The organism is Brevibacterium sp. LAARM3_SD1, from assembly GCF_057364765.1.
In genome coordinates, this window is record NZ_JBNFOL010000002.1 from 124,926 (window position 1) to 137,388 (window position 12,463).

The window sequence follows — 12,463 nt, forward strand, 5'->3', positions numbered from 1 at the left end:
CTGTGTTGCTTGTGACGGATCAGAGGGTTGCGGCCGGAGCAGGCACGGGACGGTCGTCCCATTCGCCGGTTGCGCGCAGGTAGGGTTCGCCGAGGCGGTCGATCGGAACGTGCGCCGTTTCCCTGGCGCTGATGCACGCGACGAGGGCGATCGCCGAGCAGATCGCACCGAAGACGGCCACAGGAACCCACCCGTGCACGCCGTCACCCATCATCATTCCGGCGATCGAGGGGCCGAATCCGGCGACGACGAGCCCGAGTTGGTTGCCCATGGCCATGCCGGAGTAGCGGACGGGGGTGGCGAAGAGCTCCCCGAAGTACGAGGTCCAGATGCCGTTGAAGGTCGAGTACATGATCGTCATGAACGCGAACGAGGCGAGGGCGACGAGCCAGACGCTGCCCGAACTCAGCGCCATGAAGTAGAGGAAGAAGGTCACCGCAGTGCCGATGATGGATGCGATCAGCAGAGGGCGGCGTCCCCATCGGTCACTCAGCGCTCCGGCGAGAGGCATGACGAGCATCGAGAGTCCGATGGAGACGGCGTTGATCGTGAGGATCTGTGCCTGCTCGAAGTGTCCTGTGGTCGTCGCGTATGAGAGACCGAAGACGGTGAAGAGCGTCTGCATCACCATGAAGATCGACATTCCCACAACCCGCAGAACGTCGAGTCCCTGGTAGCGCAGCACGTCCTTGGCCGGGAGCTTCTTGACCGCACCCTCTTCCTGCTTCGCTTCGAATTCGGGAGTCTCGTCGAGGCGACGGCGGATCCAGAACGCGATGACGAGGACGACAGCCGAGAGCCAGAACGGAACCCTCCAGCCCCACGTCATCATCGCTTCTTCGGGCAGTGCCGTGACCGGGATGAACACGACGGTGGAGAGCACCATGCCGGCGGCGTAGCCGTTCATGACGAAGGAGGTGAAGAAGCCGCGGCGGCCTTCGGGCGAGTGTTCGATGGTCAGGGATGAGGCGCCGGAGGACTCCGCTCCGGCGGAGAAGCCCTGCGCCAATCGGCAGACGACGAGGAGGATGGGAGCGATGATGCCCACTGTCCCGTAGGTCGGCAGCAGTCCCACTCCCAGTGAGGCCAGCCCCATGATGAGCAGGACGATGAGGAGAACATTGCGGCGTCCGAGGCGGTCGCCGAAGTGCCCGAGGACGAGACCGCCGAGCGGGCGGGCCACATACGCGACACCGAACGTGGCGAACGCAGCCACAGTACCCAGAGCCGGATCCTCCGTGGGGAAGAACAGCTTGGGAAAGACCAGCGCGGCTGCGGTCCCGTAGATGAAGAAATCGTAGTATTCCATGGTCGATCCCATGAAGGCAGCCAACGCCGCCTTGCCTGGGGTCTTGCGCACTTCCACTTCGGCGTGGGCATCGTGTGAGAGGGACTTGGTCATGAGGTATCGCCTTTCGGCATCAGAGCTCGAAGTCCACGTAGGCCAGCTGCTCGACGTTGGGCAGCGAGAGCGGCTTGATGGCTTCATGAGCTGGATGGGAGTTGTAGACGTCGATGTCTTCCTTGGTAGCGAAATCGGCAATGATCACGTGATCCCATGACTTCGCGGTGTGCAGTACATCGAGACCGTGGGTCAGGGAGATGAGGCCCGGGACCTCGTCGGGCAGTCGTTCGAGACCAGCGACCCATTGCTCCCGGATCTCGTCGGTGAAGCTCGGCTTCCAGCGGAACATGACGATATGGCGGATCATCCGGCGACCGCCTCGGCGAGGTTCGGGGTTTGGTCGGCTGGAGCGCGGTAGGCGGCATCCTGACCGGCCATCGTCCGCCCTGCCAGGTAGGCCATGGTCATGAGCGGTCCCAGTGTGGCTCCGGCGCCCGGGTATCCGGCGGCATACGGTGATTCGGTGACGTTGCCGGCGGCGAAGAGACCCGGGATCGGTGCGTGATCGGGGTCGAGCACCCGACCGTTCCCGTCGGTGGCGAGGCCTCCGCAGGTGCCGAAGGCTCCGTTGACGACGGGCATCGCGTAGTACGGGCCGCGTTCGAGCGGTGCCAGCGACGGGTTCGGCCATGCGTTGTCGTCGTCACCCCAGTAGCGGTCGTAGGCGGATTCGCCGCGCCCGAAGTCCTCGTCGACGCCTCGTTCGGCCAGTCCGTTGAATCGGGTGACTGTGGACTCGAGGTTCTCTGCCGGCACGTCGATCGCCTCGGCGAGGCCGGACAGGGTGTCGGCAACGGTGAGATAGTCGGGCAGCGGGTCGCCGGATCGGTGGTCGAGCACTCCGTACCGGTCGAGGTAGGACTGGTCGAAGACGACGGAGGCGGGGGTGTTGAGAGTCTGGTTGCCGGCGGAATCCCACGACTGGAGGACGCGGGCCAGGTCGTTGTAGTTCTGGGATTCGTTGGCAAAGCGCTTGCCGTGCCGGTTGATCATGATCGATCCCGGTCCCTGCCGCTCGAACCGCAGCAGCGTGCCCACGGGTTCGCCGTCGCGCAGGGCACCGGTCACTGACATCGGCGCCCACCAGGCTTCGCGGGTTCCGCGGACGGTGGCGCCGATGCGCTGGGCCATCTTCAACCCGTCACCGGTGTTGGTCGGCGGTGAGCACTGGGTGTAAAGGCGGGATGCCAGCAGCGAATCGGCAAGGCCTTTGTCCCATTCGAATCCGCCGGTTCCCAGCATCACACCCGATCCCGCGGTAAATCCGGTTCCGTCATCGAGGATGACACCGGTCACGCGATCACCTTCGGTGGTCAGTCGATCGACTCTGGCGTCGACGGCAAAGGTGACTCCGCGGCGAGCGCAGGCGGTCACGAGCATGGAGACGAGCGCGTGGCCCTTGGCTGCGAATCCCTGTTCGCGGCGCTGTTCGAGTTCGTCCCAGGGGAAGCGGGTGAAGGCTCCCCACCGTTCGTATTCCTGCATGCTGAACGGCAGACGGCCGTCGGTGCGGATGTGGTCGAACAGTTCGCCGAGGTTGTCGCGGGCGTTGAAGAGTCCCGGTTCGATGGTGCGCCCGCCGGTGGCCGCGCCGGGGAGGTCCTGCCGGTAGTCGGGGAAATCCTCGAGGAACAGGAATTCCAGGCCTAGTTCGGTTTCGGCGAAGCGGAGCATATCGACGCCGTGGTTGAGTGCGGCGTCGAGCAGCTCTGAGCGTCCGCGTCCACGGGCGACCGCCTCGGTGTAGGTGCGGCCTGCGCTGATGGAATCGGTGATTCCGGCTTCCCGTGCATAGTCGTTGGCGACGATCCACAGCATTCCGCCGGAGACGGCCGATGTTCCGCCGAGGAGGTTCGATTTCTCGAGGACGAGGACCTCGAGTCCTTCGTCGGCGGCCGTTGCCGCTGCGGTCAGTGAGCTGGCTCCGGAACCTACGACGACGACGTCGTAGTCGTGGGTGTGTGGATGATGCGCGGTATCTGCGTTGAGTAGTCGCATTGTGTCTCCACTCCTCTCTGATGTGGGTCTGGGGACAGATTTGTCGACATCGGCGAGCCACAGCAGAGGTTGTTCCGTTGAACGGAGCGGGGTGTTCGATTCATCGGTACGGCGTCGGCCGTGACAACTCCGTTCGAACACGGTGGAGGCCGTGCCCCGATCCAGGCGCCGAGGCGGCCGGAGAGTTCAGCCCATCAGTCGGCGGACCCGGTGTGAGTCCAGGACGACCCCGAGGCGTCGGCTGGTCGCCCGGGACGCGAATTGCAGCTGTGGGACGATCACGTTGAGGTCTTCCTGCCCGCGGTGGCGAATAACTGTCAGTGCGGCAATGACCTCTCCCCCGCGGCCATAGACCGGCACGGAGATGCCGCTGGATTCGGGAACGATGATGCCTTCCATGGCCGCATAGCCCTGTTGGCGGATGCGGGCGAAGAGTGAGCGCAGCTCGTGGGGATCGGTGATGGTATTTTCGGTGAGTTTGTCGAGCCGACGACGGAGCATGAGCTCCTGCTGTTCTGCGGGTCCGAATGCGGTGAGCATCAGCCCGGCGGAACAGGCGTGGGCGGGAAGACGGCCGGCCACCTCGGTGATATTGACGACGAATTCGTCTGGGGCGAGTCGTTCGACATAGAGCGCGTCGGTTCCGTCGAGCACCGACAGTGAGATGTGCACCTGGAGCGCTTGGACGACGTCTTCCATCGGCGGCAACGCCGCCTTGCGGAGGTCAGAGGCCTCGGCGCCTCGAGAAGCGATTTCCCAGAGTCGGTTGCCGTGCGCCCAGCGACCGGATTGGTCGCGGCTGACAAGACCCTCGACTTCGAGTTCATTGAGGATTCTGTGGACCGTGCTCACCGGCAGATCGGCTTCGCGCGCTATCTCACGCAGGCCCCGGCTCTGCGCTCTCGGGCCGAACACGGAGAGTATCCGCACGGCGCGATGGATGACCGATTCTCCCGACGACGAGTTCGCCACTGGCACCTCCATTGGTTGAGCCAAGATTAATTGAACCCGACAGGCGCTTACGATCCGTTTCGTGATCCGTTGAACGGAACACTCTCATGAATCCGAGTCGCACCGTATCTAGCCTGTGGCCATGGCTGAATCACAGAACACAACTTCTCCGGCCGGACGCGTTTCCGGCAAAGTCGTCTTCATCTCCGGAGCCGCCCAGGGCATGGGCGCTTCTCATGCCCGGGCACTCGCGTCCGAAGGCGCCCAAGTCGTCATAGGTGACCTGCAGGAGGCAGCCGCCGAGTCGCTCGCCAACGAGATCAACGAGGTCGAAAGTCGCACGACCGCTGCCAGCGTCCGACTTGATGTCACTGATCTCGAGTCGTGGCAGCACGCGATCGAGACCTGCGTGAAAACGTTCGGCCGCCTCGATGTGCTCGTCAACAACGCGGGCATCTATACACCGGGCTCGGTGCTCGATGCCGAGGTCGACGACTGGCACCGGACGATCGATATCGATCTCACCGGCACGTTCTACGGGATGAAAGTCGCCGCTGCCGAACTGAAGAAGCAGTCCACGGCGTCGATCATCAACATCTCGTCCATCGCCGGCCTCGTCGGGTTCAAGCACCGAGCCGCCTATGCCGCAGCGAAGTGGGGCGTCCAAGGTCTTACGAAGACGTCCGCCCTGGACTTGGGCGAATTTGGAATCCGAGTGAATTCGATCCACCCGGGGTCGGTGAGCACTCCTCTGACCGCGGGGCTCAAGCGAGGACTGGGGCAGGTGCCTGCCGGACGCGCCGCCGAGGTCGAGGAGATCAGCAGCCTCGTCCTCTATCTGGCCAGCGATGAGTCCCGGTTCGTCAACGGAGCGGCAATCGCCATCGACGGCGGCGAGACCGCCGGGAACAATCTGCGCGCTGACGCTTGAACAGCGCCGATTACTGGATCGCTTCGCCTCTCCGCGGCGGAGGGAAGTGGCGATGACGCCGCCGAAAACATCCTGGCAGAACTGCGCAACGCCACTCCCGCGGCATCGAAGGAGGTCATTAACCAGCGAGTGCTCGCAAACTTGGATGATCGGAAGGCTGCTCTGATCGGACTCTCGGCGAAGTTCTTCGCAGGCGAGAACGCTACGGCAGGAACTAAGGCGTTACTTGGGAAGCAGACTTCCCCGTAGGTCGTCGAGCGGCGAGAGGCAATGATAGCAGCGCAAAGTCACTGCTTTGAAAAGTCAGCAACAGTCCCACGAAGTAATCTGACTAACAGGTGCCGAAGCAACACTACGTTCCATCTTCTCATTCCTCGACCCCTGTTGATTTCAGGATTCCTTTTACCCAGCCAACGACGGCATCAACCCTGAGATCAACCTGAATGCAGCTATATCCGAGAACCGTTGGCAAACCAGCCATTCTTCGTCGGCCTTGGCGCCCGTGATCTCTAGGCAATCCGACGGTACCCACACAATCTGAGATACTATATTCATGACAGACTCTGATCCACATGATGAGGCCTCAGGTCCTCCTGACGACGACGCAGAAAATAACCGCCTTGAAGATATCGTAAAGACAAACACTGAGGCATTCCGCAAGGCCGCCAGCAAACATACAAACTGGGCTCGCGCGGCTAGCGCGAATAAGAATCTCGGGAAGCTCCTCTCGCAGACTGCGAATATCTCATCTGGATTACTGAATGCTCAGATTCAAGACATTTCCAGACGAGCAATCGCACAAACCGGCATCTCAGCAATCCGACCAAGAGATATAGATCTCGGAATCAACACAAACTTCTTCAGTGACTACGTTCAGTCCATTCTCGGAAAACAACTCCAGGGAATAACTGCAGGATTAGATCCAGTCAAATTCAGTGGATTAGGGCTATCTGCACCTGCCGCAGCCCCACAGGCATCAATCCTGCCGAACCTTAGACTAATTCAACGGATTGCCGACAAGCTGAACACCCCCGCAGCAACCTCCGCGACACAACAATTGATCACCGGAGAAAAAGGGCCAAAGTATCGAAGTAATAAACGAGTTTGGCATTACACCAACGCTTACGCTTTAAATAAAATACTTATCCAGCACCACCTATGGGCCTCAAACCCTAAGCACTTAAACGATTCCAGCGAACTCACGCATGGAATCGAACTAATTGAATATGCCGCAAAGCGCGCAATTGACCGCCAGGTTCTTCACCAAAAAAGACACGAGAAAATTCTAAATCGAGTTCTCGATAGAACTTATATCGACGAGGCAATTCATGAAATTTACTATATTTCAGCTTCTGCCCAACCCGACAGCCTGACACTCTGGAGAAACTATTCAAAGAACGACGGATTTGCTATCGGACTGCAGCCTGGACGTGGATTGAGCCCCGGTGGGATAATTATTGACCAAGAGACGGAGAATGCAGACTCCGACTTACCAGCTATAGCCGACTGGTATAAAGTAGAGTATAGCGATCGCAGAAAGAATTCATTAGCTGATAAGTTCATTACAAGCGCTCTTGAAGATATAGATTCCGCAACTCGCGACGACGAGGACCTTGTAGTAGAAGAACTTCGGAAGCACCTTATCGTAATCGCGTCAACAATGAAGCACTCTGCATTTTCCGATGAACGTGAAGTCCGCTGGATTACGACTAACTGGTTACCGATAGATCTTGTTCGCTACGAGATCACCCAACGCGGGTTTGTGCCAGTGCTTCACGTGAAGGCCGTGGGAGATGAGCAGTCAGACGCACTCCTGCCCATCACAGGGGTGCGGTGTTCACCCACAAACCCTTCTACCATAACCCGCACGATTCAAGGGCTTTTAAAGCAGCGGGGATACACAAAAGCAGCCGATGATGTGAGCCAGTCATCAATGCCTTTCAATGGATAGACGGGGAATCAGCAGGTCTTCTTCTTTTATCGTTCCAACTTCCTGTTCCTAGGCAGTTGGCGCGCCTCTTACCTATTGGGAACAACCTCCATGCTGATGCCTGAGCGGTACTACACCACTCACTCCCTGCGCATCACAAAAACCGTCACCGAGCTCCCGACAAGGTCGATCCGCAGTCTTCCGTCGTCACCCACGCCGCCCGTGACCTGTGGCGAGCTCGACGCCGAAGCCCCACCCGACGGACTAGCCCCGCCCGACGCCGAAGCGGTAGCCCCATCCCCACTAAACGGCACATCAGCCGGCAACGGATTCGCCGGCACCACCTGCGTCGAGTTCTTCACATCGTTCGACTCCCCATAGACCTGAGACGCAGACGAAACGCTGAACCCAGAAGGCATCGCCATCGTCACCGAATTCCCACCCACCGAGGCTGCATCGTTCGCGTTGATCACCGTCGTCACGAGGGTGCGCCCGTCGTTCTTGACCACCGTGTAGGCGCTCATGTTCCCACCCCCAGAGACCGAAGTCTTGGTGAACTGCCCACCGACACTGGGCACGAGCAGCCGCAGCCCGAGCATGTTCGGCCTCACCTGAAACTCGTTCGACCGGTCCCCGTGATCGGCCGGATCGCAGATGAGCGACATCGGCGCTCCCCCGTTGCAAGCTCCGAGCATCGAGTGCATGGCCATCCGCTCGACGCCGAGCGTGGCCGCATACAGCGTGTAATCAGCCGCCCACAGCGCCGAGGCGTTCGTCAGCGAAGTGTCATTCGTCCCCGGGCAGCTCGTCGGACCAGTCTCCTCCAACCACAGCGGCAGACCGGCATCGTCAGCCTTGGACTTCCCGATGCCGAGGTTCTTCTTCGCCGCCTCCTTCGCCAAGGGGTCGATGAGGTTCGCCGCCTGCGGCCCGCGTCCCGGAACCTGAGTCGAATCGCATTCGTAGAGCTGATACCAGTGCTGTGAGAGCGCGGTCTTGCGCTTGGCGCCAGAATCCAGGAAGGCCGTCATCCACGCCCCGTCGTAGACGTCCGGGCCGATGATCGGCGCATCGGGGCGCTTCGCATGGATCGCCTTCGCGTACGCCTCAAGCTGCTTGACGTACTTGTCTTCGTTCCAGCCGTCTTCCCGGACTGCCCCACCGGGAACATCGTCGACTGTATAGCCGTTCGGTTCATTGCCGATCCCCAAACCGATCAGAGAATCGCCGAGGATGTCGACCGCATGCGCGGCCATGTCGGCTCCGCGAGCCGGATCGTACGTACCAAGGGGAACGCCGAGGGTGACGGTCGAGCCAGTGGCATCGACGAGCTTCTTCAGCCGCTTGAGGTCATCGGGAGTGATGATGGTCTTCTCGCCGTGCTTCGGCGCTTCACCCTCCGACGTCCAGAACGTCCTCCGGTCGAGGGCATTTCCGGCGAACCGCAGTGCCGGAGACCCGAGCGCTTTCAGCTGCTCGTCGAGGTTGGACTTCGCCGGGTCGAGCCGGGGATCGGCCAGGTCGGTAGCCTCGAACGAGACCCCGATATTGTCGGACCTGAAGGCGGGCCCGGTCTGGTCGGCGGTCACCGTGACAGATGCAGGGTCACCAGAGGCGCTATCGACATTCGCCTGCTCGAATTCCGTCGGAGTGGGGCTCGGGTCCGGCGTCGGCGATGAGCCGTCCGGATCGAACAACGAGCACCCCGACAGAACGAGGGCGAGCGCCATGACACTGCCCTGGATACTCCTTCTGAGGTTCACTCCAATAACTCTGCCCTGTCCCCACAGAATCAACAACTTCCACAGTCCCATTCGAGACGCCTCCCGCCGAGACCAAAACCAAGACCCTCACCACACACCACCACGACAAACCCCGCAGTCCGAATCCCCACCCGCCGAGGCACCCGACCCGCGGCCATGGCATCGTAGTGCTGGAGATCACGCCACCTGAGCCCACCCGAGAAGAGGAATCGCCATGCCCGAAAGCAGCGCCAGACCCTCCCTCACCCCCATTCGCGGGGCGCTCGGCCTCTCGGTGGCGATGGGCATCGGACGGTTCTTCTATACCCCGGCCCTGCCGCTCATGGTCGCGGCCCTCCACTGGAGTTCCGCTCCCGGCGCATGGATCGCGACGCTGAACTACGTCGGCTACTTCATCGGCACACTCGTCATCGCCCAAGGCTGGGTCGAGCCCAACCGCTTCGTCTACCGTCTCAGCCTCATCGTCTCCACCGTGGGCCTCGCCGCGGTCGCGCTGACCCCGAACCTCATCTGGCAGGGCGGCATCCGCACCATCGCCGGAATCGCCTCGGGGCTCATCTTCGTGTGCGTGACCCAGCGCATTCCCGCGAACTCCCTGAAGCCCCGCGACGGCGGCATCTCCTACGGCGGAGTCGGCTTCGGCATCCTCGTCTCCGGAGCCATCGTGTTGGTCGCCGGCAGCTTCGCCGATTGGCGCCAGCTGTGGCTCATCTGCGCGGCCGTGTCCGCGGTCTTCTCCATCATCGCCTGGACATGGCCGATCCCGGCCCGAATCCGACCGCACACCACCCCCGCCGAGGCGGCCGAACCGACCGAGACCACCACCGACCACTCCCCCGCCGACGCTTCGACCCCGTTCGAGGCCAATCGCCGCCGAGCCATGGCCATCCTCTCCACAGGCTACTTCTTCCAAGGGGGCGGTTACATCATCATCGGCACCTACCTCGTCGTGCTCGCCGGTCCCGTCTTCGGAGCGACCGCTGCCGCCTCGACGTGGCTCATCGCCGGGATCGCGACAGCGGTGTCTCCCCTGACGTGGTCAGCGGTCGCCGCGCGCATCGGCACAGTCAAGGCTCTGACTCTCTGCTACTGCCTGCAGGTCTTCGGCGGGCTGCTCGCGGTTTTCGGCTCCACGCCGATCGTGCTGATCATCGCCGCCGCCCTCTTCGGCTTCACCTTCATCGGAGTGGTCATGATGACGATCGGCGTCGGCACGCAGATGGGCGTCGCGAACGCCTCGGCGAAGCTGACGTCCTGGTACAGCATCGGGCAGATCGTCGGCCCTGCCATCGTCGCAGCGGCTCTGAGCGAGCACATCGCCGCCGCCTTCATCGCCTCGGCGATCGCGTTGGCCATCGCCATGGCGCTGACCTTGGTCGGAGTCCTCGCCGGCAACGTCGACCGGTGATGCGACCCACCGCAGGACGCCGCCATCGCCTCACCAGCCCGCACCGAGGTGGCACACACCCGACCGCCCGTGTAAGACTACGTAGGCGATTGTTGATTCAACGATCACCTGATCTGCGAACAAGCACACCGACTACGACAGCCTCCCCTACAGGAGCGCGGAGGAACCGAAGGAGCTGCCCCCATGACAGAAACTCCTGGGATCACAGGTCATTGGGACATCGATCCCTCACATTCTCGATTGGGATTCTCCACACGCCACGCCATGGTGTCGCGTGTGCGCGGAGCGTTCAACGATGTGTCCGGTTCCGCCGACATCGCCGAGGATCTCGCCGACTCGAATGCCGAGGTCATCATTCAGACCGCGAGCGTCGACACCCGCAGCGAGGGCCGCGACGAGCACCTGCGCTCGGCAGACTTCTTCGACGCCGACGCCTACCCGGAGATCCGTTTCGTCTCCTCCGCTATCGATGAGGTCGACGAGGGCTCCTACATCGTCACCGGTGGTCTGACGATTCGTGACATGACGAAGACCGTCTCCGTCCTGCTCGAGCTCATCGGCCTCGAGACCGATCCCTACGGCGAGCTGCGCGCCGGCCTCGAGGGCTCGCGCCGCATCGACCGCAAGGACTGGGGCGTCACCTGGAATACGAAGCTCGATTCCGGCGGCGTGCTCGTCAGCGACAAGATCACGCTCGAGTTCGAGCTCTCCCTGATCAAGAAAGTCGCCGAGGAGGCCCCCGCCGATTCGTCCGAAACTGCGGTTGAGAACGAGGCCTCCACCGAGACGCCGATACCCGTCACCGAGGCGACCTCCGCCCCCGAAGCTGGCTCCGCAGCCCCGCAGACCACAGCGCCCGTGACCAATGCCCCGGAGAACTCCGCTGACGCCCCGGTCCAGGAGACACCGGAAGCACCTGAGGCTCCGGACGCTCCGAAGCCAGAAGCCGCCGAGTCGGCTCCCGCACCGGAAGCCCCTCAGCCGGTCCCCGAAGCTCCCGAGTCGGTGACCCCGACCCCGGCAGCCGACGAGACCGAGACGGCTCCTCCCGCGCCGAAGGCCCCGGAGAGCGCAGCATCAGTGGCCCCGAAGGCAGAGTCCGCCGGCTCGGAGTTCCCTCCCCCGCCGCCGGTCAAGCCCGCCGAACCTTCCGCTGACAAGCCACCGGACAAGGCTCCCGAGACCAAGAAGTCGGACGGCCAGTCATCCGGAAGCGCGTTCGGAAAGATCTTCGGCCTCCGCTGAAACCAAATGAACTCGACCGAGTAGCTGTTAGCTGCTCGGTCGAGTTGTTTTATGTGTTGAATGAGCGCACTACCGGCAACGCAGTCACTCACATTCCAACGAATTGATAACCGTTGCCCTCCACCCCGGCCAGAGGCATTCTCGCTCACGAGTAACCAGTTACGATAAGTCGTCTGCTTCGGTCAGAGTCGAATCGGGGTCCCGTGAAGCATCGCTCACCTCTGTTGAGGTCCTTGCTGTGGCAAGTGAATATAAGACGCTCCTTTGTCGCGCTGGTGTTAGTTTTTGCCCTCGTCGCTCTTTCGGGTTGCTCTACAGTCGAGAAGCCACCGCAGACCGGCGACTCGACCGGATCCTCCGCTGACCCCATCGAGGAGGTCAATCCGGCAGCCGTTGACGAACCAGCGCCCGAGGCGGTGTCTGAGGATCTGGACCCATACTCGACGGAGGACGAGCAGCTCATCTACTACGGCGAAGTGCTCGCCTTTCGCTATGGAATCGACGTGGAACCTGATGAGTGGCTGTCGCTCGCAGAGAAGGAATGTGACTCCTATTCTGAAGCGGGCAGCACCCGCGTCTATGGTCCGGAATCCGCCGAGATCCTCGCCGACGATCCGCGATCGAACCTTCTGCTCGAGTCCTTCGTCTTTTTGGTGATCGGTTCGTACTGGTGCGTGCCGATGATTACGGCACGAACTTCGAAAGGTACGGATCCGAAGCTCAACTGATCTCTTTGGCCTTTCTGGAAACGGTCAATGCCATCGGACCCACCAATTTGTCGGCTGCGGACTTCTCGGACTACTACGACAATCAGCTGTTCATCACTCGGTAC

Annotated in this window: 10 protein-coding genes; 5 read left to right on the forward strand and 5 right to left on the reverse strand. The window is 61.7% G+C overall.

The genetic code is table 11. The features are described 5' to 3' along the window. Positions 1-19 precede the first annotated feature (19 nt). The 4 genes from AC2W7L_RS01625 to AC2W7L_RS01640 all read right to left on the reverse strand — a co-directional run bounded on the left by AC2W7L_RS01625 (position 20) and on the right by AC2W7L_RS01640 (position 4,375). Complete coding sequence (locus AC2W7L_RS01625) at positions 20-1,402, reverse strand: MFS transporter (RefSeq protein ID WP_486002971.1); 1,383 nt, start codon at positions 1,400-1,402, stop codon at positions 20-22. 19 nt (positions 1,403-1,421) lie between these two features. After that, positions 1,422-1,712 carry a Dabb family protein gene (locus AC2W7L_RS01630; RefSeq protein ID WP_486002972.1) on the reverse strand — a complete coding sequence of 97 codons (291 nt, stop codon included), beginning with the start codon at positions 1,710-1,712 and terminating at the stop codon, positions 1,422-1,424. After that, entirely contained in the window at positions 1,709-3,403 is a 1,695-nt protein-coding gene (chcC1, locus tag AC2W7L_RS01635; RefSeq protein WP_486002973.1) for a 4-oxocyclohexanecarboxylate 2-dehydrogenase, read from the reverse strand. The genes AC2W7L_RS01630 and chcC1 overlap by 4 nt, the downstream gene beginning before the upstream one ends. Positions 3,404-3,589: 186 nt before the next feature. Then, positions 3,590-4,375, reverse strand: coding sequence for an IclR family transcriptional regulator (locus AC2W7L_RS01640; RefSeq protein WP_486002974.1), 786 nt, complete (start codon positions 4,373-4,375; stop codon positions 3,590-3,592). Between the two features lie 121 nt (positions 4,376-4,496). Here AC2W7L_RS01640 and chcB1 point away from each other — a divergent pair, with 121 nt between their 5' ends. Both chcB1 and AC2W7L_RS01650 read left to right on the forward strand, forming a co-directional pair. Beyond that, the gene (gene chcB1 / locus AC2W7L_RS01645) at positions 4,497-5,285 is read left to right on the forward strand and encodes a trans-4-hydroxycyclohexanecarboxylate dehydrogenase (RefSeq protein ID WP_486002975.1); all 789 of its coding nucleotides are present in this window, start codon (positions 4,497-4,499) and stop codon (positions 5,283-5,285) included. A 553-nt stretch (positions 5,286-5,838) separates the two neighbouring features. Continuing rightward, a complete protein-coding gene (locus AC2W7L_RS01650) occupies positions 5,839-7,236 on the forward strand; it encodes a DUF2971 domain-containing protein (RefSeq protein ID WP_486002976.1) in 1,398 nt (465 codons plus the stop codon). A gap of 119 nt (positions 7,237-7,355) precedes the next feature. On the opposite strand, the gene AC2W7L_RS01655 is transcribed toward AC2W7L_RS01650, so the two are convergent. Then, positions 7,356-8,804, reverse strand: a complete 1,449-nt coding sequence (locus tag AC2W7L_RS01655; RefSeq protein ID WP_486002977.1) for a hypothetical protein — start codon at positions 8,802-8,804, stop codon at positions 7,356-7,358. A 388-nt stretch (positions 8,805-9,192) separates the two neighbouring features. Between AC2W7L_RS01655 and AC2W7L_RS01660 the strand changes: the two genes are divergently transcribed. From AC2W7L_RS01660 to AC2W7L_RS01670, 3 genes are all read left to right on the forward strand, one after another. After that, a complete protein-coding gene (locus AC2W7L_RS01660; RefSeq protein ID WP_486002978.1) occupies positions 9,193-10,386 on the forward strand; it encodes a YbfB/YjiJ family MFS transporter in 1,194 nt (397 codons plus the stop codon). Between the two features lie 183 nt (positions 10,387-10,569). Beyond that, positions 10,570-11,631, forward strand: a complete 1,062-nt coding sequence (locus tag AC2W7L_RS01665; RefSeq protein ID WP_486002979.1) for a YceI family protein — start codon at positions 10,570-10,572, stop codon at positions 11,629-11,631. 233 nt (positions 11,632-11,864) lie between these two features. Then, positions 11,865-12,359, forward strand: coding sequence for a hypothetical protein (locus AC2W7L_RS01670; RefSeq protein WP_486002980.1), 495 nt, complete (start codon positions 11,865-11,867; stop codon positions 12,357-12,359). The last annotated feature ends 104 nt before the right edge of the window (positions 12,360-12,463 follow it).